Source organism: Bacillus sp. PS237 (assembly GCF_037963345.1).
GTDB lineage: Bacteria > Bacillota > Bacilli > Bacillales > Bacillaceae > Bacillus > Bacillus subtilis.
Map to the genome: position 1 here is coordinate 1,500,810 of NZ_CP150156.1, position 25,921 is coordinate 1,526,730.

General features: G+C 41.7%; 28 protein-coding genes. 18 read left to right on the forward strand and 10 right to left on the reverse strand.

Features of this window, described 5'->3' with window-relative positions; genetic code table 11:
* The first annotated feature begins 6 nt into the window (after window positions 1–6).
* From NST22_RS07855 to ade, 3 genes are all read left to right on the forward strand, one after another.
* Entirely contained in the window at window positions 7–840 is an 834-nt protein-coding gene (locus tag NST22_RS07855; RefSeq protein ID WP_003245146.1) for a gamma-glutamylcyclotransferase, read from the forward strand.
* A 62-nt stretch (window positions 841–902) separates the two neighbouring features.
* A complete protein-coding gene (ktrC, locus tag NST22_RS07860) occupies window positions 903–1,568 on the forward strand; it encodes a Ktr system potassium transporter KtrC (protein ID WP_003222311.1) in 666 nt (221 codons plus the stop codon).
* 154 nt (window positions 1,569–1,722) lie between these two features.
* Entirely contained in the window at window positions 1,723–3,456 is a 1,734-nt protein-coding gene (gene ade / locus NST22_RS07865; RefSeq protein ID WP_003245362.1) for an adenine deaminase, read from the forward strand.
* Window positions 3,457–3,489: 33 nt separating this feature from the next.
* On the opposite strand, the gene rnjA is transcribed toward ade, so the two are convergent.
* Both rnjA and rnpZA read right to left on the reverse strand, forming a co-directional pair.
* The gene (rnjA, locus tag NST22_RS07870; protein WP_003245660.1) at window positions 3,490–5,157 is read right to left on the reverse strand and encodes a ribonuclease J1; all 1,668 of its coding nucleotides are present in this window, start codon (window positions 5,155–5,157) and stop codon (window positions 3,490–3,492) included.
* Between the two features lie 5 nt (window positions 5,158–5,162).
* Window positions 5,163–5,372 carry an RNA polymerase subunit omega 1 gene (gene rnpZA, locus NST22_RS07875; protein WP_003222303.1) on the reverse strand — a complete coding sequence of 70 codons (210 nt, stop codon included), beginning with the start codon at window positions 5,370–5,372 and terminating at the stop codon, window positions 5,163–5,165.
* 385 nt (window positions 5,373–5,757) lie between these two features.
* Here rnpZA and NST22_RS07880 point away from each other — a divergent pair, with 385 nt between their 5' ends.
* Complete coding sequence (locus NST22_RS07880) at window positions 5,758–6,531, forward strand: Cof-type HAD-IIB family hydrolase (protein ID WP_003245153.1); 774 nt, start codon at window positions 5,758–5,760, stop codon at window positions 6,529–6,531.
* 35 nt (window positions 6,532–6,566) lie between these two features.
* On the opposite strand, the gene def is transcribed toward NST22_RS07880, so the two are convergent.
* Both def and NST22_RS07890 read right to left on the reverse strand, forming a co-directional pair.
* Window positions 6,567–7,121: a peptide deformylase gene (gene def, locus NST22_RS07885; RefSeq protein WP_003245474.1), complete on the reverse strand. Its 555-nt coding sequence runs from the start codon at window positions 7,119–7,121 to the stop codon at window positions 6,567–6,569.
* 109 nt (window positions 7,122–7,230) lie between these two features.
* Complete coding sequence (locus NST22_RS07890; RefSeq protein WP_003232317.1) at window positions 7,231–7,389, reverse strand: YjcZ family sporulation protein; 159 nt, start codon at window positions 7,387–7,389, stop codon at window positions 7,231–7,233.
* Between the two features lie 213 nt (window positions 7,390–7,602).
* Between NST22_RS07890 and NST22_RS07895 the strand changes: the two genes are divergently transcribed.
* From NST22_RS07895 to lpdA, 5 genes are all read left to right on the forward strand, one after another.
* On the forward strand, window positions 7,603–8,274 hold the full coding sequence (locus NST22_RS07895) for a YkyA family protein (protein WP_009967146.1): 672 nt from the start codon (window positions 7,603–7,605) through the stop codon (window positions 8,272–8,274).
* A 423-nt stretch (window positions 8,275–8,697) separates the two neighbouring features.
* The gene (gene pdhA, locus NST22_RS07900; protein WP_003222294.1) at window positions 8,698–9,813 is read left to right on the forward strand and encodes a pyruvate dehydrogenase (acetyl-transferring) E1 component subunit alpha; all 1,116 of its coding nucleotides are present in this window, start codon (window positions 8,698–8,700) and stop codon (window positions 9,811–9,813) included.
* A 3-nt stretch (window positions 9,814–9,816) separates the two neighbouring features.
* On the forward strand, window positions 9,817–10,794 hold the full coding sequence (gene pdhB / locus NST22_RS07905; RefSeq protein ID WP_003232313.1) for a pyruvate dehydrogenase complex E1 component subunit beta: 978 nt from the start codon (window positions 9,817–9,819) through the stop codon (window positions 10,792–10,794).
* 114 nt (window positions 10,795–10,908) lie between these two features.
* Window positions 10,909–12,237, forward strand: coding sequence for a pyruvate dehydrogenase complex dihydrolipoyllysine-residue acetyltransferase (gene pdhC / locus NST22_RS07910; protein ID WP_003232311.1), 1,329 nt, complete (start codon window positions 10,909–10,911; stop codon window positions 12,235–12,237).
* Between the two features lie 4 nt (window positions 12,238–12,241).
* Window positions 12,242–13,654 carry a dihydrolipoyl dehydrogenase gene (lpdA, locus tag NST22_RS07915; RefSeq protein ID WP_003232309.1) on the forward strand — a complete coding sequence of 471 codons (1,413 nt, stop codon included), beginning with the start codon at window positions 12,242–12,244 and terminating at the stop codon, window positions 13,652–13,654.
* A gap of 44 nt (window positions 13,655–13,698) precedes the next feature.
* Here lpdA and slp read toward each other — a convergent pair whose 3' ends face one another.
* Complete coding sequence (slp, locus tag NST22_RS07920; RefSeq protein ID WP_003245672.1) at window positions 13,699–14,073, reverse strand: peptidoglycan-associated lipoprotein Slp; 375 nt, start codon at window positions 14,071–14,073, stop codon at window positions 13,699–13,701.
* A 418-nt stretch (window positions 14,074–14,491) separates the two neighbouring features.
* Between slp and NST22_RS07925 the strand changes: the two genes are divergently transcribed.
* Entirely contained in the window at window positions 14,492–14,611 is a 120-nt protein-coding gene (locus NST22_RS07925; protein ID WP_003232305.1) for a GapA-binding peptide SR1P, read from the forward strand.
* Window positions 14,612–14,650: 39 nt separating this feature from the next.
* Here NST22_RS07925 and speA read toward each other — a convergent pair whose 3' ends face one another.
* Entirely contained in the window at window positions 14,651–16,123 is a 1,473-nt protein-coding gene (gene speA / locus NST22_RS07930) for an arginine decarboxylase (RefSeq protein ID WP_003244780.1), read from the reverse strand.
* A 184-nt stretch (window positions 16,124–16,307) separates the two neighbouring features.
* On the opposite strand from speA, the gene NST22_RS07935 reads away from it, so the two are divergent.
* Window positions 16,308–16,574, forward strand: coding sequence for a UPF0223 family protein (locus NST22_RS07935; RefSeq protein ID WP_003245382.1), 267 nt, complete (start codon window positions 16,308–16,310; stop codon window positions 16,572–16,574).
* A gap of 32 nt (window positions 16,575–16,606) precedes the next feature.
* On the opposite strand, the gene NST22_RS07940 is transcribed toward NST22_RS07935, so the two are convergent.
* Complete coding sequence (locus NST22_RS07940; RefSeq protein WP_003232300.1) at window positions 16,607–17,245, reverse strand: YktB family protein; 639 nt, start codon at window positions 17,243–17,245, stop codon at window positions 16,607–16,609.
* 239 nt (window positions 17,246–17,484) lie between these two features.
* Here NST22_RS07940 and NST22_RS07945 point away from each other — a divergent pair, with 239 nt between their 5' ends.
* From NST22_RS07945 to NST22_RS07955, 3 genes are all read left to right on the forward strand, one after another.
* On the forward strand, window positions 17,485–17,673 hold the full coding sequence (locus NST22_RS07945) for a hypothetical protein (protein WP_009967148.1): 189 nt from the start codon (window positions 17,485–17,487) through the stop codon (window positions 17,671–17,673).
* A gap of 139 nt (window positions 17,674–17,812) precedes the next feature.
* Window positions 17,813–18,610, forward strand: a complete 798-nt coding sequence (gene suhB, locus NST22_RS07950) for an inositol-1-monophosphatase (RefSeq protein WP_003232297.1) — start codon at window positions 17,813–17,815, stop codon at window positions 18,608–18,610.
* A gap of 25 nt (window positions 18,611–18,635) precedes the next feature.
* Window positions 18,636–19,064 (forward strand): GNAT family N-acetyltransferase, encoded by a 429-nt coding sequence (locus tag NST22_RS07955; RefSeq protein ID WP_003232296.1) that lies wholly within the window; start codon window positions 18,636–18,638, stop codon window positions 19,062–19,064.
* 77 nt (window positions 19,065–19,141) lie between these two features.
* Here the strand turns inward: NST22_RS07955 and NST22_RS07960 are convergent, their stop codons facing one another.
* The gene (locus tag NST22_RS07960; protein WP_003245561.1) at window positions 19,142–20,056 is read right to left on the reverse strand and encodes a class I SAM-dependent methyltransferase; all 915 of its coding nucleotides are present in this window, start codon (window positions 20,054–20,056) and stop codon (window positions 19,142–19,144) included.
* Window positions 20,057–20,407: 351 nt separating this feature from the next.
* Entirely contained in the window at window positions 20,408–21,973 is a 1,566-nt protein-coding gene (gene nprE / locus NST22_RS07965) for a neutral metalloprotease NprE (protein WP_003245026.1), read from the reverse strand.
* Window positions 21,974–22,257: 284 nt separating this feature from the next.
* Here nprE and NST22_RS07970 point away from each other — a divergent pair, with 284 nt between their 5' ends.
* Genes NST22_RS07970 through sigQ form a run of 4 tightly spaced genes read left to right on the forward strand, consistent with a single transcriptional unit; the run spans window position 22,258 to window position 25,268 of the window.
* The gene (locus tag NST22_RS07970; protein WP_010886503.1) at window positions 22,258–24,198 is read left to right on the forward strand and encodes a hypothetical protein; all 1,941 of its coding nucleotides are present in this window, start codon (window positions 22,258–22,260) and stop codon (window positions 24,196–24,198) included.
* Window positions 24,188–24,457 (forward strand): hypothetical protein, encoded by a 270-nt coding sequence (locus tag NST22_RS07975; protein WP_003232287.1) that lies wholly within the window; start codon window positions 24,188–24,190, stop codon window positions 24,455–24,457. The genes NST22_RS07970 and NST22_RS07975 overlap by 11 nt, the downstream gene beginning before the upstream one ends.
* On the forward strand, window positions 24,457–24,978 hold the full coding sequence (gene ylaC / locus NST22_RS07980) for an RNA polymerase sigma factor YlaC (protein WP_003245485.1): 522 nt from the start codon (window positions 24,457–24,459) through the stop codon (window positions 24,976–24,978). The genes NST22_RS07975 and ylaC overlap by 1 nt, the downstream gene beginning before the upstream one ends.
* Window positions 24,975–25,268, forward strand: a complete 294-nt coding sequence (sigQ, locus tag NST22_RS07985; RefSeq protein ID WP_003232283.1) for an anti-SigP sigma factor SigQ — start codon at window positions 24,975–24,977, stop codon at window positions 25,266–25,268. The genes ylaC and sigQ overlap by 4 nt, the downstream gene beginning before the upstream one ends.
* 39 nt (window positions 25,269–25,307) lie before the next feature.
* Here the strand turns inward: sigQ and NST22_RS07990 are convergent, their stop codons facing one another.
* Window positions 25,308–25,919: a hypothetical protein gene (locus NST22_RS07990; protein ID WP_003232282.1), complete on the reverse strand. Its 612-nt coding sequence runs from the start codon at window positions 25,917–25,919 to the stop codon at window positions 25,308–25,310.
* Between the last annotated feature and the right edge of the window lie 2 nt (window positions 25,920–25,921).

Sequence of the window (25,921 nt, forward strand, 5' to 3'; positions counted from 1 at the left end):
AATAAAGTGAACTCGCTTCTGTTTGTATACGGGACATTAAGAAAGCATGAAAAAAACCATCATTTGCTGGCACAATCGGCATGTATCAATGAGCAGGCGAGAACAAAGGGAAGTTTGTTTGCTGCAAAAGAGGGGCCCACAGTTGTTTTCAATGATGAAGATGAAGGCTATATATATGGCGAAGTATATGAAGCAGATGAATTGTGTATACATAAGCTCGATCAATTTTTTCAAGGATATCATAAACAAACGGTGTTTGTAGAAACGGATGTCGGGATTAAAATTGCGCTTATTTATTTTATGAACAAAGACGGGTGTGCCGGTTTTACGAAAATAAGCAGCGGCGACTGGAAAGAACATCAGATGATCAGCAAATCGAAAAATCCCATTTATTATTTTGCCTATGGATCATGCATGGATAATGCCCGCTTTCAAAAAGCGGGAGTCGATCACTATTTTCAAGATCCAGTAGGAAGAGCTGTTTTAAAAGGATACACAACCCGCTTCACGCTAAAAAGGGAAGACGGTTCAAGAGCGGACATGTTGGAAGACGGAGGAACAACAGAAGGCGTTTTATACCGTATCCCTTATTCTGCTCTCTCCTATCTATATAAAAGGGAGGGCGTCGAATCTCTTACGTATCGGCCGGCATTTGTAGACGTTGAAGCTGGCGGAAGGCACTACAAAGACTGTTTAACCTTTCTCGTCCTCCAAAAAGAAGCGGAAATTGCCCCGCCTCAGCACTATCAGATTGAAATCGAACGCGGAGCGGAGCTGTATTTGTCGCCTGAGTTTACTGAAAAGCTCAAGCGGCATATGAATTCGCTGCCAAAAGGATAACACTGTAACAAAAGAATATGATAAAATTTGATCAATATCATGTCATATAAAGGAGCACCACGATGAAAAAAGAATTTGCGGTAATTGGGCTGGGCCGTTTTGGTGGCAGTATTTGCAAAGCATTAAGCGAAGAAGGCGTCGAGGTTATGGCAATGGATATCGATGAAGATAAAGTCAACGAGTATGCCAAGATTGCATCTCACGCAGTTATCGGTGATTCGACAGACGAATCTGTCCTGAAAAATTTAGGCCTGCGAAATTTTGACCACGTTATTGTAGCAATCGGGGAAAATATTCAAGCGAGTATTTTAACGACACTCATTCTGAAAGAACTTGGCGTCCATACGATTACAGTTAAAGCGCAGAACGATTATCACGAAAAAGTGCTGTCTAAAATTGGTGCGGATCACATCGTCCACCCGGAACGCGATATGGCAAAACGAATTGCGCATAATATCGTGTCCAACAATGTACTTGACTATTTGGAGCTGTCTGAAGAGCATAGTCTTGTTGAAATCGTAGCTAACAGCCGCCTGGCTGGAAATACGCTTCTCGATTTAGATATTCGCGCAAAATACGGTATTAACATCGTAGCCATAAAAAGGGGCAAGGAAGTCATCGTATCACCGCTTGCAACCGAAGTCATCCACCAAGAAGATATACTCATTGTTATTGGATCAGTTACAGACATCTCCCGTTTCGAAAAAAGAGTTCTTCATACAAAATAGCAGCCAAATAAGCCGTCCTCAAAGGGCGGTTTTTCATATTATCAGAATATAACAACTTTAATGAACTGAGCGTCAATTTCTTAAAATTTCATTGACTAAGCACAGGCGTTCCGATAGCATATTGTACCATATAATAAAAAAAGGAGGGGCCTATTTGAATAAAGAAGCGCTAGTCAATAGGCTGAATGCTTCAGCCAAAAGACAAAAAGCTGATATCGTCATTAAAAACGGAAAAATCATGGACGTATATAATCAAGAATGGATATATGAAGATATTGCGATTACAGATGGAGTTATTGTAGGCCTCGGTGAGTATGAAGGCGAAAATATCATTGATGCAGAGGGACAAATGATTGTTCCGGGTTTTATTGATGGACATGTACATATTGAGTCGTCAATGGTTACACCGATTGAGTTCGCTAAAGCAGTGTTGCCTCATGGCGTGACGACGGTTGTTACAGATCCGCATGAGATCGCGAATGTGTCTGGTGAAAAAGGGATTGAGTTTATGCTTGAACAAGCTCGGCATACACCGCTGAATATCCATTTTATGCTTCCTTCCAGTGTGCCTGCCGCAAGTTTTGAGCGATCAGGCGCAATTCTCAAAGCTGCCGATCTCAAGCCTTTTTATGAAGAAGAAGAAGTATTAGGGCTGGCTGAAGTTATGGATTATGTGTCGGTTCAGCAGGCTGAAAAAGACATGGTTCAGAAACTGCTTGATGCCCGTGTGGCAGGAAAAAGGATAGACGGTCATTTAGCTGGTTTATCAACAGACCTCATTAACATTTACAGAACCGCATTTGTCTTAAACGACCATGAAGTAACATCGAAGGAAGAAGCCCTTGATCGTATCAGAAGGGGCATGTATGTCATGATGCGTGAAGGATCAGTCGCCAAAAACACGCTCAATGTGCTGCCGGCGGTGAATGAAAAGAACGCACGCCGGTTCTTTTTCTGTACGGATGATAAGCATGTGGATGATTTATTGTCAGAGGGAAGTGTAAACCATCAGGTGAAAATGGCGATTCAAGCCGGACTTAATCCGTTTTTAGCCTATCAGCTAGGAAGCCTCAATGCAGCCGAATGCTACGGATTAGATACAAAGGGAGCGATTGCCCCGGGTTTTGACGCTGATTTGCTTTTTGTATCTGATCTGGAAAATGTCACTGTCACAATGACGATGGTAAAAGGGCAGACTGTTGCTGAAGACAGCAAAGCGGTCTATCAGGATCATGCTTCAACTGCAGCACCAGATCAGGCACTGCTTGATTCTGTTAAGCTTGCTGCTCCTCTTAACAAACAGGATTTTCATATGCCAATCGATTCAGAGCAGCAGATCAATGTCATTCAAATCATACCAAATCAGCTTGAAACACGATTAGTACAAGTTCCGGCTCCTGTTGCCCGCGAATTTGAGCCTGACACTGAGCTTGATTTGTTAAAGATTGCAGTTGTCGAGCGGCATAAAGGATTAAAAGAAACCGGACTTGGTGTTGTGAAAGGTTTTGGATTCAAGAGCGGAGCGATTGCCACAACCATTTCACACGACTCCCATAATATTATTGCCGTCGGAACGAATGATGAGGATATCGCGGCGGCAGTTAATAAGCTGCAGGAAATTGGCGGAGGATTAACAATTATAAAAAATGGGGAAGAGCTCCATTCAGTACCGCTGCCGATTGCAGGGTTATTATCCGACCAATCTGCAGAGCAAGTGAATCAAAGCTTGCTGACGCTTCATGATAAATTGTCGTTAATCGGTTTCACAGGCGGATTTAATCCATTTTTGACATTGTCGTTTTTAGCGTTGCCTGTCATTCCTGATATTAAAATGACGACTACGGGATTATTCGATGTAAAATCATTTCAACACATATCACTGCAATAAAAAGAGGCACTCCCTTAGGGAGTGCCTCTTTTTTTAAACCTCCATAATGATCGGCAGGATCATTGGACGGCGCTTTGTTTTTTCGTACAAGAAAGGTGCAAGCGTGTCTGTAATTTCGTTTTTGATTTCAGACCATTGAGTCGTTTTTCGTTCCATTACTTTTTGTAAGTGATTTGAAATGAGCTCTTGAGCGTCGTTGATCAAGTCACCAGATTCTCTCATGTACACAAATCCTCTGGAAATCAAATCAGGACCCGCTGAAATCTTGAAGTCGTCCATGTCAATGCTGACAACAACGATGACAAGTCCTTCTTCAGAGAGAATTCTGCGATCACGAAGTACGATATTGCCAATATCACCGATACCGCTTCCGTCAATGTACACTGAACCGGACGGGATTTTTCCTGCAACTGAAGCCTCATCGCCTTTAAGTGCTAATACTTCACCATTATCCATGATAAAGCAGTTTTCCTCTGGGATGCCACAATCTGTTGCAAGTTTGACATGCATCTTTTGCATTCTGTACTCACCGTGAATCGGCATGAAGAATTTAGGCTTGATTAAACGAAGCATCAGCTTCTGTTCTTCCTGTCCGCCGTGACCGGATGTATGGATATCGTTAAGAGGGCCGTGAATAACCTCAGCACCCGCACGATACAGCTGGTTGATTGTTCGACTCACGCTGATTGTGTTGCCTGGGATAGGGGATGAAGAAAATACGACTGTATCCCCAGGATTGATTGAAATTTGGCGGTGTGTGCCGTTTGCAATTCTTGATAACGCCGCCATTGGTTCCCCTTGGCTTCCTGTACATAAAATTGTTACTTTATTAGCAGGCATACGATTGATTTCGTTATGCTCAATAAACGTATTTTTAGGACAGTTAATATAACCGAGTGTCTGTCCAATTTCGATAGCCGATTCCATACTGCGTCCAAATACGGCAACTTTTCTTCCATTTTGTACAGCAGCTTCAATTACCTGCTGCAAGCGGTGAATATTCGACGCAAATGTGGCGAAGATAATTCGGCCGTCCACCTTGCGGAAAATGTCATGAATGCTTTCTCCTACACGGCGCTCAGACATGGTAAACTCCGGATTTTCACTGTTTGTGCTGTCTGAAAGAAGGCACAAAACGCCTTCTTTACCGATTTCGGCCATTTTCGTTAAGTTTGCCGGCTCGCCGACTGGAGTAAAGTCGAATTTGAAATCCCCAGTATGTACGATGTTTCCGGGCGGCGTTTTTACAACAATGCCGTAGGAATCCGGAATACTGTGTGTTGTTCTGAAGAATGACACAGCCGTTTTGCGGAACTTTACAATATCATCCTCGCCGATAATGTTCAGTTTCGTCTGTCTCAATAATCCATGCTCTTCAAGTTTATTCCGAAGTAAGCCGATCGCGAGTTTTCCGCCGTATACAGGAATATTCACTTGTCTGAGCAGGTATGGAATACCGCCGATGTGGTCTTCGTGCCCGTGGGTGATAAAAAGCCCTTTAATTTTATCTTCGTTTTTGACTAAATACGTATAATCAGGGATGACGTAGTCAATTCCGAGCAGTTCGTCCTCGGGAAACTTGATCCCCGCATCAATCAGTACAATTTCATCCTGGAATTGCACCGCGTACGTATTTTTACCGATTTCGCCCAAACCTCCGAGGGCGAAAACAGCAGTCTGATCATTTTTTACAAATTTCATACCGCTCATAACTCCAATACTTTAAAATTTTCGCTCTGTTGTTCATATTCTAAGAATGCACCATCAACAGGTGTAATAAACTCAATATTAAATTTCTTTTCTTTCAGCTTTGTTCTGACGTCACGCTCAGATACGCCTTCAATATAAAGTGAATCTGTCTTTTCCCGAACAGGTACTTCGTCAGCCTTCTCTTGATAAAATACCTTATAAATCATTCCAAATCTCTCCTTAAATGCCGTATGTTAGACTCGCTCATTCTATTATATTCGAAAACGGAATATAAGGAAAGCCTTGAGCAAAATAAGGATCTCTCAAAAAGTGAAAGATCCCTTGTCAGGCAATTGCTTTCTTACGGAGCATTCCGTTCCATTGTCTTCTGAGTTTCTTTCTTAATTTACGCAGCATTAGCCAGTCCCTCCTTTAATGAAAAATTTGTCCCAGAGTTCTTTTATACAAATAGTATACGGAGATTGAGGAAGACTTTTCGTGGTTATTAATGGAATTTAATATGATTTTTGAACGAAATTGTTTGCTGAATGACAATCTTTTTGTATGATGAGGGTGGGAATTGCAGACCAAGACGATAAAGGGGAAGTTGCGATGGATTCTAAATTAATCTTTTTTGATATTGACGGCACAATATATGATCATGATAAGAATATACCGGAAAGTACGAGAAAAACCGTGGCGGAGCTTCAGCGCCAAGGGCATCATGTGTTTATTGCCAGCGGCCGGTCTCCATTTTTGGTTAAGCCGATTTTGGAGGAGCTGGGCATCCACTCATTTATTTCCTACAATGGACAGTTTGTTGTCTTTGAAAATCAAGTGATTTATAAAAATCCGCTGCCTGAAAATGCAATCAGGCGATTATTAAAGCAGGCGGATGAAGGCAAGCATCCTGTTGTGTTTATGGCTGAGGACACGATGAAAGCGACTGTTGCGGATCACCCCCATGTTCTCGAGGGAATCGGCAGCCTTAAAACAGATTATCCAGAGACCGATGACCTTTTTTATGAAGGAAAAGAAATTTTTCAGCTTCTTTTATTTTGTCAGGATGAAGAAGAAAAAGCTTATGCCGCTTTTCCTGAGTTTGATCTAGTTCGCTGGCATGAGCTATCGACTGATGTTCTGCCGCACGGAGGTTCGAAGGCAGAAGGAATCAAAAAAGTGATTGAGCGTCTTCCGTTTGATATCGGCGATACATATGCTTTCGGCGACGGATTAAATGATTTGCAAATGATTGAATACGTTGGGACAGGCGTTGCTATGGGAAATGCTGTTCCCGAACTGAAAGAAATCGCGGACTTTGTAACAAAACCGGTGGACGAGGATGGAATTGCATACGCTGTCAAAGAATTGGGCCTTTTAAAATAAAGAAACGGCTGGCATTGTGCCAGCCGTTTTCTCTTTTAGCGCTCAATTGCGATTGCATTTTCAGGTTCTTTGAAAGGATTTTCCTTATCAATATGATCATAGAACATAACGCCGTTCAAATGATCGATCTCATGCTGAAACACAATAGCCGGAAATCCTTTTAAACGAATATCAATATTTTCGCCTTCTAGTGTTGTTCCTTTTACTCTGATGCGAGCATAGCGGGGAACATAACCGGGAATCGCTTCATCCACAGAGAGGCAGCCCTCGCCGCTTGTTAAGTAGCTTTTTTCAACTGAATGGCTGACGATCTTAGGATTAAACAGAGCATAGCTGTATAATTTACCGGAAGCATCTTCCGCATGAACGGCGATCATTCGTTTTTTGATATTAATTTGAGGAGCTGCGAGTCCTACGCCAGGGCGCAGCTTGTATTTTTCGGCTAATTCTGGATTTTGGCTGTTTTTAACAAATTCGATCATGTCGGCCAGCTGCTGTTTTTCTGCATCAGTTGGAGGCAGCTCAACAGGTTCGGCAGTCTCTCTGAGGGCTGGATGGCCGTCACGTACGATGTTTTCCATAGTAATCAAGAAACTTCACTCCTAAAGCTTAATATGTAAATTATATCGGATTTCTTCACAAAGGTGCAACGAAACGAATGACCAGCCGTATATGGCTGGTCAATTTCATGCTGTGTGGTTAGCAACAGCCTCCACCTAAATAAGCAGCTCCGACAATGATTAACAGAATGAATAAAACAACGATTAGCGCAAAGGTGCGGCCGTAGCCATATCCGCAGCCACCATATCCGTAACCACCATAACTGCAGCAGCCTCCGCCGTAACCATATCCATACATATTACATAACCTCCTCTTTTAATTACGCCAGAGCCTTTATAAGTAGGCATAGCGTCTAATATAACCTATGTAAAAACAAAAAAGTTGTATGGTCATCTGTCCTGATTTTTCACTTTTTTGATTTAATTTCAGTATTGCATTTATACAGCACGGCTATTGCCAAATGTCCCCATGGATTCTATAGTAGAAATTGTCAAGATTGGGGGATTTAACGTGAAAGACGCTATAAAACGGCGGCCTGGAATCAAGATCGGAGCTTTTTGTGCCATGGCACTGATATTAACAGGATGCATGGGACAGGACCCGGTTGATTCACTTCATCATTCATTAGAAAAAGCCGCGGAATCGGAAAAGCCGTTTCAAGAAGAACAAAACACACTCAAAGAATTAGAGGCCAAAGAAAATCAGCTTTACGATAGTGTTATGAAGCTCAATATGGATGATTATAAAAAAATTGTTGCTTTATCTAATAAGGCGCTTGAAAATGTCAGCAAGCGCGAAGAACACCTAAAGCTTGAAAATGACAGCATGAAAAAATCGGAAACAGAATTTGAGGAAGCAAAAACGTCAGCGGAACATATTAAGGAAAAAGACATAAAAGAAAAGGCCGATGCCGCAGCAAACCATATGGAGAAAAGATATACATCATATGGCACTATGTATAAAGAGTATAAAAAAGCGCTTGAGCTTAATAAAAAACTGTATATGCAGCTGAAAGACAAAGATTTGACAAGAGATGATCTGGATCAGCAGATCGATAAAGTCAATGCTTCTTATGAAAAGATCCTTAAATATAGCGGAGAATTTAATGAACAAACCGAAAAATATAATAAAGCCCGGGAAGATTTATATGATGCTGCAGGCTATCGTGTGAAAAAGAGCTGACTCGATCAGCTCTTTTTTTGAATGAAATGCGATTCGGATTTCGTTCAAAATTTTCATTTCTATTGTAGTACAGCATAGTAAGGTATACTAGTACAGTTTTGGGTGCGGTTGGCATCTGTTTTTTTGATGAAAATGTAAAGCGAATACATTTATTGAAAATCAGCGATGAAAACGATTGACGGTTCTTCTTTATTTGGTGTAAACTAATCCATGTTAAGCGGTGTTGTATTAGTTTTTTACAACTTCGAAATAATACAGTTCAAAGCAGAGTGTAACTATCCTACATAAAAGGTTTTGGCAAACTGGGGATCGGCTAAAATATAATACGACTTACTGCTGATACTTTAGGGTACCCTAAGTTTGTATGTATAAAAGGAATGCACGTCTAATGACTGTTTAAAAGAAAGGAAGAGGTGACTTAGTATGGCTGCAAAAACGAAAAAAGCTATCGTTGACAGTAAGAAGCAATTTGATGCCATTAAAAAGCAGTTCGAAACGTTCCAAATTTTAAATGAAAAGGGAGAAGTCGTGAATGAAGCGGCGATGCCTGATTTAACTGATGATCAATTAAAAGAGCTAATGCGCCGCATGGTATTTACGCGTGTGCTTGACCAACGCTCTATCTCATTAAACCGTCAAGGACGTCTCGGATTTTACGCTCCTACTGCGGGTCAAGAAGCTTCTCAGATTGCAACGCATTTCGCGCTTGAAAAAGAAGACTTTGTTCTTCCTGGATACCGTGATGTGCCTCAGTTAATTTGGCACGGCCTTCCATTATATCAAGCGTTTCTTTTCTCTCGCGGACATTTCAGAGGAAACCAAATGCCTGATGATGTGAATGCCCTTTCTCCACAAATCATTATCGGTGCTCAATACATTCAAACTGCCGGTGTTGCGCTAGGTCTTAAAAAACGCGGTAAGAAAGCTGTCGCAATCACTTACACTGGTGACGGCGGAGCTTCTCAAGGGGACTTCTACGAAGGAATTAACTTTGCCGGAGCTTATAAAGCACCTGCAATCTTCGTGGTGCAAAACAACCGTTACGCGATTTCAACTCCTGTTGAAAAACAATCTGCAGCTGAAACAATTGCACAAAAAGCTGTAGCTGCCGGTATTGTCGGCGTACAAGTAGACGGAATGGATCCGCTTGCTGTATACGCAGCAACTGCTGAAGCACGCGAGCGCGCAATCAACGGCGAAGGTCCAACACTAATTGAAACACTTACATTCCGTTATGGCCCGCACACAATGGCTGGTGACGATCCTACTAAATATCGTACAAAAGAAATCGAAAATGAGTGGGAACAAAAAGATCCGCTTGTACGTTTCCGTGCGTTCCTTGAAAACAAAGGCTTATGGTCTGAAGAAGAAGAAGCAAAAGTGATTGAGGATGCGAAAGAAGAAATTAAGCAAGCGATCAAAAAAGCTGATGCTGAACCGAAGCAAAAAGTAACTGATTTAATGAAAATCATGTACGAAAAAATGCCTCACAACCTTGAGGAGCAATTTGAAATTTATACACAGAAGGAGTCGAAGTAAGCCATGGCGCAAATGACAATGATTCAAGCAATCACGGATGCGTTACGCACAGAACTGAAAAATGACGAAAATGTCTTAGTTTTCGGAGAAGACGTTGGTGTAAACGGCGGCGTATTCCGTGCGACAGAAGGATTGCAAAAAGAATTCGGTGAAGACCGTGTGTTTGACACGCCACTTGCTGAATCTGGTATCGGCGGTCTTGCCCTTGGTTTAGGCTTAAACGGCTTCCGTCCGGTAATGGAAATCCAATTCTTCGGATTTGTTTATGAAGTAATGGATTCAGTTTCTGGCCAAATGGCTCGTATGCGCTACCGTTCTGGCGGACGCTGGACTTCACCTGTAACAATTCGTTCTCCATTCGGCGGCGGTGTTCATACTCCTGAACTTCACGCTGACAGCTTGGAAGGTCTTGTTGCACAACAGCCTGGTATCAAAGTTGTTATTCCATCAACTCCTTACGATGCCAAAGGACTTTTAATTTCTGCGATCAGAGACAATGATCCTGTTGTCTTCTTAGAGCATATGAAGCTTTACCGTTCTTTCCGTCAGGAAGTTCCTGAAGAAGAATACACAATTGAGCTTGGAAAAGCTGACGTGAAACGTGAAGGTACTGATCTTTCAATCATCACTTACGGCGCAATGGTTCATGAATCATTAAAAGCTGCTGATGAGCTTGAAAAAGACGGCATTTCTGCTGAAGTTGTCGACCTTCGTACAGTAAGCCCACTTGATATCGATACAATTATCGCCTCTGTAGAAAAAACAGGACGCGCGATTGTCGTTCAAGAGGCACAAAAACAAGCCGGTATTGCTGCAAACGTAGTAGCAGAAATTAATGACCGTGCGATCCTGAGCTTGGAAGCACCTGTACTTCGCGTTGCAGCGCCAGATACAGTATTTCCTTTCTCTCAAGCGGAGAGCGTATGGCTTCCAAACCATAAAGACGTTCTTGAAACAGCAAGAAAAGTGCTTGAATTTTAATCAAACTGCATAATCGAGAGGGAAGATGAACGTTTTCCCTCTATTATATATCTGTTTTCAATGCTTACGATGTAAACTTTAAAATTGCTTAATCAAACTAGGAGGTCGAGAACTGTGGCATTTGAATTTAAACTTCCAGATATCGGGGAAGGTATCCACGAAGGCGAAATCGTAAAATGGTTTGTCAAGCCTAACGACGAGGTAGACGAAGATGATGTACTGGCTGAAGTCCAAAATGATAAAGCAGTAGTAGAAATTCCTTCACCTGTTAAAGGAAAAGTATTAGAATTAAAAGTTGAAGAGGGAACGGTTGCAACTGTTGGACAAACGATTATTACGTTTGATGCACCTGGTTACGAAGATCTTCAATTTAAAGGCAGCGACGAGTCTGACGATGCGAAAACTGAAGCACAAGTTCAGTCAACTGCAGAAGCTGGACAAGACGTTGCGAAAGAAGAGCAAGCTCAAGAGCCTGCAAAAGCTACTGGCGCAGGACAGCAGGATCAAGCTGAAGTTGACCCGAACAAACGCGTGATCGCTATGCCTTCCGTACGTAAATATGCACGTGAAAAAGGTGTAGACATCCGTAAGGTTACTGGTTCAGGCAACAACGGACGTGTTGTAAAAGAAGATATCGACAGCTTTGTAAACGGAGGAGCGCAAGAAGCTGCACCGCAAGAAACAGCTGCACCACAAGAAACAGCTGCTAAACCGGCTGCTGCACCAGCTCCAGAGGGCGAATTCCCAGAAACACGCGAAAAAATGAGCGGTATCCGTAAAGCAATTGCAAAAGCGATGGTTAACTCTAAACACACTGCTCCTCACGTAACGTTAATGGACGAAGTGGACGTAACAAACCTTGTTGCACATCGTAAACAGTTCAAACAGGTTGCTGCTGATCAAGGAATCAAGCTGACTTACTTGCCTTACGTTGTAAAAGCTCTTACATCTGCACTGAAAAAATTCCCTGTTTTAAACACGTCAATTGACGATAAAACAGATGAAGTCATCCAAAAACATTACTTCAACATCGGTATCGCTGCTGACACTGAAAAAGGCTTGCTTGTACCGGTTGTGAAAAATGCAGATCGTAAATCTGTCTTTGAAATTTCTGATGAAATCAATGGCCTTGCAACAAAAGCTCGTGAAGGCAAGCTTGCTCCAGCTGAAATGAAAGGCGCATCTTGCACAATTACAAACATCGGTTCTGCCGGCGGACAATGGTTCACTCCGGTTATCAACCATCCAGAAGTTGCGATTCTTGGTATCGGACGCATTGCAGAAAAAGCGATTGTTCGTGATGGCGAAATCGTAGCAGCTCCAGTCTTAGCTCTTTCTCTCAGCTTCGACCACCGTATGATCGACGGAGCAACTGCGCAAAATGCATTAAATCACATCAAGCGTTTACTGAACGATCCACAATTAATTTTAATGGAGGCGTAATGTTATGGTAGTAGGAGATTTCCCTATTGAAACAGATACTCTTGTAATTGGTGCGGGACCTGGCGGCTATGTAGCTGCCATCCGCGCTGCACAGCTTGGACAAAAAGTAACAGTCGTTGAAAAAGCAACTCTTGGAGGCGTTTGTCTGAACGTTGGATGTATCCCTTCAAAAGCGCTGATCAATGCAGGTCACCGTTATGAGAATGCAAAACATTCTGATGACATGGGAATCACTGCTGAGAATGTAACAGTTGATTTCACAAAAGTTCAAGAATGGAAAGCTTCTGTTGTCAACAAGCTTACTGGCGGTGTAGCAGGTCTTCTTAAAGGCAACAAAGTAGATGTTGTAAAAGGTGAAGCTTACTTTGTAGACAGCAATTCAGTTCGTGTTATGGATGAGAACTCTGCTCAAACATACACGTTTAAAAACGCAATCATTGCTACTGGTTCTCGTCCTATCGAATTGCCAAACTTCAAATATAGTGAGCGTGTCCTGAATTCAACTGGCGCTTTGGCTCTTAAAGAAATTCCTAAAAAGCTCGTTGTTATCGGCGGCGGATACATCGGAACTGAACTTGGAACTGCGTATGCTAACTTCGGTACTGAACTTGTTATTCTTGAAGGCGGAGATGAAATTCTTCCTGGCTTCGAAAAACAAATGAGTTCTCTCGTTACACGCAGACTGAAGAAAAAAGGCAACGTTGAAATCCATACAAACGCGATGGCTAAAGGCGTTGAAGAAAGACCAGACGGCGTAACAGTTACTTTCGAAGTAAAAGGCGAAGAAAAAACTGTTGATGCTGATTACGTATTGATTACAGTAGGACGCCGTCCAAACACTGATGAGCTTGGTCTTGAGCAAGTCGGTATCGAAATGACGGACCGCGGTATCGTGAAAACTGACAAACAGTGCCGCACAAACGTACCTAACATTTATGCAATCGGTGATATCATCGAAGGACCGCCGCTTGCTCATAAAGCATCTTACGAAGGTAAAATCGCTGCAGAAGCTATCGCTGGAGAGCCTGCAGAAATCGATTACCTTGGTATTCCTGCGGTTGTTTTCTCTGAGCCTGAACTTGCATCAGTTGGTTACACTGAAGCACAGGCGAAAGAAGAAGGTCTTGACATTGTTGCTGCTAAATTCCCATTTGCAGCAAACGGCCGCGCGCTTTCTCTTAACGAAACAGACGGCTTCATGAAGCTGATCACTCGTAAAGAGGACGGTCTTGTGATCGGTGCGCAAATCGCCGGAGCAAGTGCTTCTGATATGATTTCTGAATTAAGCTTAGCGATTGAAGGCGGCATGACTGCTGAAGATATCGCAATGACAATTCACGCTCACCCAACATTGGGCGAAATCACAATGGAAGCTGCTGAAGTGGCAATCGGAAGTCCGATTCACATCGTAAAATAATTTTCATATCAAAAACAGCCCCGCTTTGAGCGAGGGCTGTTTTTTTATTTTGACAGCACATGCTGTAATGGTTTAATGATGTCTTCTTTCTTTTTCACACATCCCTCGATTTTCACCACGACATGGCGCTGATCAACAACCATAAGGGTAGGGACAGTTTCAATCTCATCTTCCCAGCCTTCTTTTTTATCATAGACCTTCATTTTATCTATTTGCTCGGGATAATCTTTTTCTAAATCAAGCAGTGCATCGTAATAAGGCGCTTCCTGGTCTATTTGGTTCTCATCAGAAAAAAACAGGATTTGTGTATGATGAATGTTGTCAATCCGGCTTTTTTTCATCGGATTGATGGTGGAAAGCGTACAGCCCGATAAAGCAAATACTATTATCAGCATGGGGAATACCGCGCGATATCGCATCTATCTTCTCCTCTGTATAAACAGTAGTTAACTAGCTTTAGTTTATCACGAGAGACGGCTTAATCTGCTTCTTGTTACCTAATTGTTATATAATTGAAACCGTTTTTAAAGTGAGATTACATATTATATCAATCGTTTAAAATAGCAACCTGGGGTATATTGAATTTTTTGCTGCATTCTTGGATGAAAGTTCAAGAAAACGTGCAATTACATTATGTGCTGTGGCATATATATCGAGTAAAGCTTCTGTATGAAGAAGATATTGTATGATGGAAAATGGAAAAACAAGGTGAATATGATGATATGAAATAAAATGTGTTATACAGTTTGTTGTTGACATTTTAAATGTGACATATTAATATAATAACAACAAAAGAAATTAAGCGTTTTCAAATTTCAAAGAAATGGGGAATAAGAGATGGGTACGATTGTTTGCCAAGATTGCAACGAAGCCATTCATTACTTTGAAGATGAGAAAGTGACAACATTATATGGAACTTGCTGCGGACAATGTCAATGTCCTGTTGATGAAGAGTAAAAAAAAGCATGCGGCTTAAAGCCGCATGCTTTTTATTTTTTATTGAATTGCTTTTTGTTCTTTGATGACCCGGATCATATGTAAAGTCGAGTCCTCAGGTCCTTGAACAGGGAGGCCTGCGTCAAGGTTTTTAAAAATGTAGCTGATGTTTTCTTCTGTAATAATTTCTCCTGGGATGAAGATTGGAATACCAGGCGGATATACCATGACAAATTCAGCAATAATCCGTCCGGATGCTTCTTTTAATGGGATGACTTCCGTATTTGCATAGAAAGCATCACGCGGAGTCATTGCCAATAAAGGTATTTCTGGAAGCAGAACCTCAGTTTGCTGATGTGTTACATCTTGTTCTGACATTTGCTGTGCGATCTCAGTTAAAGCCTCTACAAGCCGGTCTGCATCATTTTGGCTGTCACCAGGAGTGAAAATACACAAAATATTGTACAGATCAGAAAGCTCCACCTCAATATTAAAGGATTCACGAAGCCATTTTTCCACGTCATGTCCTGTCAGGCCAAGACTTTTCACAGAGATAATCAATTTTGTCGGATCATAGCTGTAAGCTGCTTTCGACCCAAGAATCTCAGAACCGACACAATAAATGCCTTCAATCTGATTGAGGCGATCTCTCGTCTGATTGGCAAGCTTGAGTGTTTCCTCAGCAAGCTGGCGGCCTTCTGTTGCAAGGCGTTTTCTGGCAACATCCAAAGAAGCGAGAAGCAAGTAAGAAGTTGACGTAGTTGTCAGCATGCTCAGGATGGATTGCACTCTGTCTTTAGATACAAGGCCTTCTCTCATGTTTAAAATAGAGCTTTGTGTCAGTGATCCGCCCAGCTTGTGTACACTTGTCGCTGCTATGTCCGCTCCTGCCTGCATAGCCGATAGCGGCAATTCGTCGTGAAAATGAATGTGAACGCCGTGTGCTTCATCCACAAGCACTGGCACATCAAACGAATGAGCGAGTTCTACGATGCTTTTTAAGTCGGCTGCAACACCGAAATATGTCGGGTTGATGACGAGAAGCCCTTTTGCATCCGGATGCTCGGTAAGCGCCCGTTTAGCAGATTCAAGTGTAATTCCGTGGGAGATGCCCAATTCATTGTCAATTTCAGGATGAATAAAAATTGGAACCGCTCCGGAAAATACAATAGCTGTCATAATTGATTTATGAACATTTCTTGGAATAATAATTTTATCACCAGGTCCGCAAACAGCCATTACCATTGTCATAATGGCGCCGCTTGTTCCTTGAACAGAAAAAAATGTATGATCCGCTCCAAATGCTTCAGCAGCCAGATCTTGTGCTTGTTTAATAATGCCTTTTGGCGCGTGCAGATCGTCTAATGGTTCAATATTAATCAAATCTATGCTTAACGCGTTTTCACCGATAAATTGTCTGAATTCTGGGTCCATTCCTGCCCCTTTTTTATGGCCGGGAATGTGGAATTGAACAGGCTGTCTGCTTGCATGCTTTTTCAGTCCTGTGTATAAGGGTGTTTCATGTTGCGACAATTGTTTTCCCACCTTTGTAATCATACCTATGCATAATAGTGTGTATTAAAATCAGTTTCTCAACCGTTTTTTAGACGTAAAACAAATGAATTATATTATGAACTTGAAAGAATGTAAAGAACAATTTATGATCAAATGAAGATGCTTTCTCTTAAGGGAAGTAAATCTACAAGGAGTGAAGAAAATGGAGTATCAATATCCGATGAATGAAGATTGGACAACCGAAGAAGCAGTGGATGTGATTGCATTTTTCCAGCAGGTTGAGCTTGCATATGAAAAAGGGGCGGATCGTGAAGAACTGCTTAAAGCTTACCGCCGTTTCAAGGAAATTGTACCGGGGAAGGCCGAAGAAAAAAAGCTATGCGGCGAGTTTGAGGAACAAAGTACATATTCTCCTTATCGCACGGTCAAACAGGCGAGAGAATCTGATCACGCGAAGATTAAGATGTAAGAAAAAGAGCCGGGGGATATCCCGGCTCTTTTTTATGCTTGTGTTACTTTTTGGGTGAGACGGTACAGAAAAGCAAGCTGTTTAAAGGCATCGTCGATACGCTGAAGGAATTCCTGGTTATTCATATTCAGCACTTCTTCTTTTTGGAGCTGGATGCCGCATAACAGCTCGGCTTTCTTTACAGTCTGCAAACGCTCAAACAGTGTCTTCAGCTGTTCCTTGTCCATTTCAGACTGTTTATGTACTCCCGGTTTTGTGTGATCTGCAGACCAAACGAAGCTGTCAGGGATATTTTTCGTAATGGTTTCTTGGTTCACTTCAAGCAATTTGCCGTATTCTTCTTTGATAGGGGATTCATAAATAATCGCGAACCATACAAAGACGTGGCTTTCCCATAAACCAATTTGGAAATGCGGCAGTTTTTTATAGCCTCTTTTGCTGTTTGCGAACGCCACCCAGCTGTCAGCCGGGGGATTGACGGATCTTCTTGCGTGCTTTGCCACATGCGGAAACATTTCATCTCCGGTTAAAGCTGATAAAGTTGGGGCAAAATGTTCGCCTAGAGCTGTAAGCTTCGGACGGACCGTCTCTTTTAATACTTCCATGCGCGCGTCTAAGCCTTCTATTGTAAATGTGTTAAAGTCTTCTTCAGTGAAACGCATTTGTGTCATGATTTTCCTCCTTCATGCTAAGTATACATATTTTATCACAGTTCATACGAGCTTCAAAAAGATTGAGCGCGTTTGAAGTAAGGAGAAATGTGGTAATAAACGAGTAGGTAAACACACAATTTTCAGAATCATGTTGCGCGTAAATAGAACAATCATACGATATAAGAAGTAATCATTGTTGAATGGCAAAATGGGATGCTTTTTTACAAACAAATGATCTCTGGAAGGGGCGAAAGACAATGAGGCAAGTTGTAAAAGAGGGATTTAAGGAAGAGAAAAACAATCGTGTTGCTGTCTGGAGACTAGAGGTTGATTATGAATTGGCAACCCTATATGAAGCAATGCAGAAAGAAAATGAAGAGCAGATTGAACAAAGCAAAAACAAACTTGAGCGACTTAGAAAAGAATGGATTCGTCTTAACGGGTAAAAAAGCGATAGTGAAAACGAACCGCATGAATGGTTCGTTTTTACGTGAGAAGGGATATTTTTCATTTTCCTTGCTTTTTCATTGCCGTTATCAGTATCCTATAAAATAAAAGGTCTACATAGAAGAGAGGTACGAACGAATGACAAATTGGACGGAAATCGATGAGATTGCAAAGAAATGGATAAGAGAAGCAGGCGCGAGAATTACACAATCCATGCATGAAAGCCTGACAATTGAAACGAAATCAAATCCGAATGATTTAGTCACCAATATTGACAAAGAAACCGAAAAGTTTTTCATTGATCGAATTCAAGAAACATTTCCGGGACATCGGATACTCGGTGAAGAGGGGCAAGGAGACAAAATCCACTCACTTGAGGGAGTCGTATGGATTATTGATCCGATTGATGGGACGATGAATTTTGTGCACCAGCAAAGAAATTTTGCGATTTCCATTGGGATTTTTGAAAACGGTGAAGGTAAAATCGGTTTAATTTATGATGTGGTGCACGATGAGTTGTATCACGCATTTAGCGGCAGAGGAGCTTATATGAATGAAACGAAGCTGGCTCCATTAAAAGAAACCGTCATTGAAGAAGCGATTCTTGCCATTAATGCAACATGGGTAACGGAAAACAGAAGAATTGATCAAAGTGTGTTAGCGCCACTTGTGAAAAGAGTCAGAGGCACACGCTCCTACGGTTCTGCCGCTTTAGAGCTGGCAAATGTCGCGGCAGGAAGAATAGATGCTTACATCACGATGCGGCTTGCGCCATGGGACTACGCAGCCGGCTGTGTGCTGTTAAATGAAGTAGGAGGCACCTATACGACCATTGAAGGAGAGCCGTTTACCTTTTTAGAAAACCACAGTGTGCTAGCCGGAAACCCATCTATACATAAAACGATATTTGAAGAGTATCTTCATGCTCGGAAGTAGGCCATTTGAGCAGGATGATCTCAGCTTGTTAGAAAAGCTCGCGGAGGCTCATCCTGTATGGAAAGAGGAGGAGTTTGGAGATAAAGATGCAGAAGACTATATCATTTCCTACTCCATGTACAACGGTTCATGGCTTGTATGGGAAAAAGACGGTATGCCTGTTGCCGTCAGCTACCATCTCGAGTGGTCTCCTTCAAACGGTAAGCCGTGGCTCGGAACGGTCCTGATTGACCCGGCTGAAGAAAAAAAGGGACATGCGAAGATGATCATTGAACAGATCAGCAAATTGCTTAGAGCGAAACATAAAGCGATGTTTGCGGGAGTTCCCATTGAGCGCAGGGAATGGATACTGTTTTTAAGCCAATGCGGCTTTGAACAGCTGAAAACGGAAAAAGATGAGAAAGGCAAATCATTTATGATCTTGGTGAAGCCTTTAGCAGAAGCTGCCGTATGATAATGGCAGCTTATTTGCTGCATGCGGGTTCAATAAAAAGCCTCTCAAACATTGAGAGGCTTCTGATGATTTGAAAATTATTTTTTTACCGCATGAATATAATGAATCGTTTCAAACGCTGACAAATTGTCTTTTCGATTACTAAAGAAAAGGTCATTGATGTCGTCTGGTGATAGATGTTCATAGATCAGTAAACCAGATGACTCTAACAGATGTTCAATCTCTTGATAAGTGAAACATGATTTCATCGGTTCCCCGCTTGCGGCAGCCATCTTCACCATATGTTCAACTCGATTCGACGTCCCTTTTGCTGTAAAAAGTGTTTCGTCCGCATAATCAAAAACAATAGAGCTTCCAGGCGGGACATGAGAAAATAAATTGCTGATCAAGCTTGCATTTTCTTCCCGTGTTACATAATAAGACACTCCGAGAAGGCTGAAGAATGTTTTTGTGTTTTTAAATCCTTCATCTAAGAGAGGATCATACGAAAACGTTTTGGTGAAATCCATAGGAACAAAATGAAGATGACCCGGAATTGTCAGATTTGCATCCTTCAGCTTATTTTTTTTCAATTGCTGTGTGGCCGGATGATCAACCTCGAAAACCTGTAAGCTGTTTTCTAATTCTGGATGCCGAAAGCAGAAAGTATCCAGTCCCGCTCCAAGAATGACATACTGTTTTGCCCCCAGGATTAATTCGTTGTGCAAGACTTTTTCACAATAAGAAGCACGTGCTAGGGGCGTTGGAGACAGCTGGATTTGTGCAACCCATTTTAATATTTTTTCAGGATCATTTTGAAGACGTTCGGCGATCTCTTTGTTGAAAAACGATATTTCTTGAATCATATTTTTACTGATGTCGATAAACTCTTTTTCGTTAATGAGATCTTTTGCGATAAAATCATCAAAAATAAGAGGTGTGTCATATCGGCTGTGATATGCACGGGCAAAAGCTGAAATTAGAGACGTTAAGCTGGACTCATTTTTCCTCATGAAATGATCCTCCACAAAAAATAAGATTCCCCTGGCCAGGAGAATCTTATTATACATACAAATATATTAATAGTAAATTTTAGCATAAATAAATTTTTTTGTCAATGTTTTTGCTCTTAACTGGACGCGCGATCCTTCACATAGCCACGTGACCTGTAGCAGAATTCGTCTATCAATTATGTGGACTGAATCATTAGCTTTTATAAAATGCGCACTTGCGGCTGCATCCCTCTTTATGCAAATCAGGAGCGGTTTTCTGTCTCATGGCAGCATCTTTTCGTCGTTTCAGCTGAGAGAGAAATCAAGATATGTAACAATAAAAGCCTGAGGGATCTCAGGCTTTTCCTAATATTACAATCCAACAGCATTCCAGGCTGCTTCAACTTTAGCGGCATCAGTTGAGCCGTAGAGGTCACGGGCAGACTGAATGAGAGCTGCCTTGGCATCTTTGAACGTGGAAGAAGGCGTGAGGTACGTTGTTAACGCACGGTAATAGATTTGCTGTGATTTAGATACACCAAGTTTTGTGATGGTGTTGTAAGCGGCTTTGTTTGGAATTCCGCTGTTTGTGTGTACACCGCCATAATCGCCTTCATCTGTGTTTGGAAGGTTTCGGTAATTGGCGTAATTGTCAGGCTGGTTGTATTTTGTAGGGTTGGACAGGCTGCGAAGAGCAGGCTGGCTGACCGTAATGTCTTCACCGATGTCCCAGTCTTCTGTATCGTTAAAATACCCGAATACGTCAGAGAAAGACTCGTTTAATGCACCTGGCTGATTTTCATAAATCAAGTTGGCTGTTTCTTGGGTGACGCCATGTGTCATTTCATGCGCTGTCACATCTAATGAGCCGGAAAGCGGAGAGAAGAATGAACCGTCGCCATCACCGTAAATCATCTGGTCTCCTGTCCATGCAGCGTTATTGTATTGAGTGCCGTAGTGAACGGAAGAAACGATTTTACTGCCTTTGTTATCATAGCTGTTTCGTTTAAAGTTTGAATAAAAATAATCGTACACTTTACCGAGGTTATAGTGTGCGTCAACGGCTGCCCGCTGTGATGAAGATGTAAATGTTTTCGTTGTGCTTGAGACAAGCGTGCCCGGAAGGCGGCTTTGTCTGTTTTGCAAATCATATGTGATGATTTGGGTGCCTGTTGGTTTTGAAAGATCTCTTAGAACATATTTTCCGCCTTCATAAGAGATGTTCAAAGGAACAGTTGCGCCCTTTAGCGTTGTTCCGCTTCCAGTGGCGGCGGCATGTTCTACTTTATTTTGCTGTTTTAAAATGCTGCCTGTTTCGGCGTCAACTAAGACTTCCCAGTTTGCAGGTTCAGGCTCGACATAGCGAATCGTCACGTCGTAAGCAAGACGATAGCTGCCGTCTTTTGTTTCTATCGCTTTTAATTCGGCTTTATTGCTGTTTTTGGCCGCTCCGTTAGAAACAGCGTCTGGTGATTTGCCGATAGCTTTGAAAGCGAGTGCCAGCGCTTTTTCAGAAGAGACTTTTTGGCTGTTATCTGTTTTTGCAGCAGATTGATTGTGTAATTCACCATTGACCGCATAGACATTATCGGATTTATCGACGTGAACGATCACTTGCGAATCTTTAATTGGCACTCCGTTAACGACAGGCGCATATCGAAAGTGCTTGTATCCAAGGGCATCAGTCGTGCTTTCAACAAGCTTCAGCCTTTTGGAAGGGTCACCTTTAAAAATGTTGCTGTTCTTTTTCAAAAACTGCTTGACAGCCTTGTCATTTGGTGCAGAGAGTTCTGATTGCGCAATCGCGTTTTTGGAGAGGAAATTTGTTTGATTCTCTTTAAGCTGATGACCTTCAGCAGCCTGAACACCTGGCAGGCTGATTGATAAACTCATAAACGAAGCAGCGACAGCAACAGACAATTTCTTACCTAAACCCACAATAAATCCCCCTTTTTGAAAATACTGAAAACTTTATATTGTTATATTAAACTAGCATTCTGGAATACTCAACAAAAACTAACATAACTAGACAAAATTGATAGTATTGTCCTGTGTTTGTTTTTGTTGAATAATATCAAGATGAGTCAAGTGTCATGTGGTGGTTCATTCAAGAGTTATGTTTTTTACATATCAAGGGGAAGATGAGATATTTTTGTTTCATCTTGAAACTTTTTGAAAAGTCCGCTGTCTAACCGAATGAGGCCTTAATAAGAAGTAAAGGATTGTTGTTCGTGTTGGAGTTATTCAGTCATTATGTATTGCATTTCGAACGTTATTTTATATTAAGCAGACAAAGCACCCTGCTGATTCAATGGTCAATTGTTGTTCTGGCGGGCTTATATCTTTTGGTGCATCATCCCAAAATAAACCGGCAGCGCACAATGTTCTTGGCGGGTGTTATATTGCGGATTGTGCTGCTGGCGGGAGTGTCTGTTGAACTTATTCACCAGGTGCAATCAACAAACTTCACCAGCGCTTACTTAAGAGAGGACGGAAAAGAACTGCTGCCGCTGCTGCATTTTTTGTTATACGGATATGTGCTGCTGACGGCTTTTCACTATATGCTGATGCCGCGTGATCATGGCGGAAAGGGTAAGTTTTATACGTTCGACCTTGCTGTTGTCAGTTTGCCGATCGTACAAATGATTTTTAGTTTCTTTTCGTATTGGAAGGAATACCCGGATGGGATGGAGCCGATTGCATTCGTGTTTCTGTTTTTCATCATCACTCTTCCCATTGCGTTGAATGTAGTGTTTTTCAAGCTGTATTGGAGAACGGATAAGATCTTACTAGGCTTATTTTATACGCTGATTATCGGACTGCTTGTCTTGCTGCTTGCGCCATATCCCAATCAAATCTCAAAAGATTATGGTGCAGTAATGCCATATACGATTTATTTGGCAATGGCGGGATTTTTGATGAGCTATCATCTGTTCCAAAAGTCAGGAAAGGTTTATGTGCGTGTGAATAAGTGGGTGACGATGGCTGTCATGGTGTTTTTTGTCCTGCTGTTAAATCCGATATATAACATAGGAACGGCTGCTTTCGCTGTATCAAAGCCAGCAAATGTCCATGATTCATTCAATTTTGTCGGGGAGCACATTTCATCAGAAAAAGCGGAACAGATACTAAAGTCATTTTTTCCTACGGATGAAACACTTTATTTGCACGATACAAACATGGATGTGCATTATTTCTACTCATTTGAAAGCAAAGGTTACAAAGCTGAGGTAGATGAAGTATCGCAGCTAATTCGTAATTATGAATACTTACAAAAAGCACATGGGAAAAAGCTAACGAATCAGGAGTACAAGCGAAAGTCCATCGCTTTCCTTGAGCGACACGGACGTGTGTTACATAAGGATCATATCGAAACAAAGGTATCTCAAGAAGACGGCCAGACAGTCGTACGTATTTACCTGAAAAATCAACTTCATAAAAAAGATCATGCTGATGATGGCGCGGTATTTTATTGGGAAAAGGAAACCTTAATGGGGTTTAGTGAAGATCCTTCGATTTATCAGCTTGACTCTCTTCTGCATGTTCATATAACGGAACAAGACATTCACGACAAAGTGGAACAAATGTTTACAGCGCTGAACATATCAAAACAGCCTTATCAGATCACTGATATTGAAAGCGACAGCCTGCTTGGAAGCATGGTGAGAGTTGAAACAAAAGTTGGAATTGTTTTGGAATTTGAGGGCGAATCAGGTTGTTTACATAGTCTTTCGCTTCCGATGAAAAAGAATATCTCAATGGCTAACAGCCGGCTGCAGCATCAGATATTATCGATCTTCGATGCTCGTGGATCAGAAAAGAAGAAAAAAAGCAGTCAGGGTGACATGGTGATGTATACTGATTCTTCTAAAACATATGAGTTTGTTGAAGCTCAAGGTCAGCTAAACGTTTATGTATACAGCGATACACCTGATCAGTCATTCCCCTATACGTATCGTAATGGAACATTGGCTTACGAAAAAGTAGCTTCTCTATATCAGGATGTCATTTACAAAAAGCGTATGCGTCCGATTATCGTTCAAAGAGGGGATGAACGGCATTATGCATGGCTGATCATTATTCAGCCGTTTGGTTCAAATCGCCATGATGCCTATGTAGTGGATGGAGAAACACAAGAGGTGAAAAGTCTTTATGAATCATAAAGAAAAAGAGTCTGTTTTTGTAGACTTATACGACCTGTATAAAGAAGGAGAGCTAGAGGATGAATCAATGGAATGGATGAAACAGCATGAATCCCTATTTCAAAAGAATGCGGAAGACTTAAAGAGTAAAACTTGTTTAAAGAGAAGTCCCGGTGCTGAAGAAGAAAGCCAAATCAGATATATGAAAGTATACCTGTCTTCCATGTATATCTGTTTCATTTTATTGGCCATTTGGATGACGGTGTGGTTTTATTTTTAATGAAGCATAGGGATTCCATTGAGGACTTGTATCGGCAGTATTATCAAGAAATTTTAAATTATTTATTCAGAAGGACTCATCATCTTGAAACAGCCAAGGACTTAGCGCAGGACACGTTTGTAAAAGCTCTTAACGGTCTGGCTTCGTTTAGGGGGCATTCTTCCATCAGAACATGGCTCTACACCATTGCGCATCATACCTTTATCAATTGGTACCGAAGGGATGTCAAATACCAATTTACTGAAATCAGCAAAAATGAAGGGTTAACGCAAACAACTTATGACCAGCCTGAACAGTATCTGTCACGGACGGTGAAAAGCGAAACACTGCGGCAGGAGCTCCTGAAGTTAAAAGATCAGCATCAATCCGTTTTGATTTTAAGAGAATTCCAAGAGCTTTCTTATGAAGAAATCGCTGAGATATTAGGATGGAGTCTTTCTAAGGTGAATACCACATTGCACCGGGCTAGATTAGAGCTAAAGAAAAACATGACGAAAAGTAGAGAGGAGGAGCGGATATGACCTGCTTTCTAGTAAGAGACCTGCTTCCTCTGTATCTTGAAGGTGATTGTAAAAGAGAAACGGAACACGTTATAGAAGAGCATTTAAAAATGTGCAGCAGCTGCAGAGACATGTATGACACGATGGCTGAGCCATTTGAATTGGAAAGCGAACAGGCCGTTGAGGAGGCTTATCTGCCGGAAGAAGAACTGCGTTTTAAACAGAGGTACTATGGATTACTGATCATGAAAGCTGCCTGCTGGTTTGGAGCGGCGGTTGCCATGATGCTGATCATCAAACTGCTGATATAAAAAAAGCGCTTGTCCGATTCCGGCAAGCGCTTTTTTACATTAAGCCTGGGGATGAATCATATCGTAAATAGCGGCAAGCTGTTCTTGTGACAGGGCACTGAAGAGTTTTTCATAAACGTCAGCTTGCAGTGGCGTTGCACCTGCTTGTAGCGCTGCGTCTTTATCATAGCTGTACACATCATCTTGTAGCACAATGGCTGCTTGAAGAATGTGAATCTTGAGAGAAACAGCGGAGAAAAATTGTTCAAGTGCAAGTGCTTCTTTTTCTGTGAAGCCAAGTTCAACTGCTTTTTCTGTATCAAATTTGTAATTTCCATCCTCGAGATACACACATTGTGAAACAATGCTGAAAAATTCTGATGTCGATTCCCAGAGTGTAGCAATTACCTGAGCCTCTTCTTTTGTCATTCCTAACTCGACAGCTTTTTCGCTGTCAAAATAATATACACCGTCTTGTTCGTATATACATTGATTTAATATATCAATGAATGTATTGAGATCTTCGTTAGTGCTCGCCTGATGCTGGAGTTGAACAGCAGTGTTATCAACCGGTGTTTTTGCGCTGGCTGCATCAGGACCGAACGTTAATAGAGCAGCTGAGGTCATTGCGGCAGTCGTTAACATAGCTTTTTTTACAAATGTTTTCTTCATGT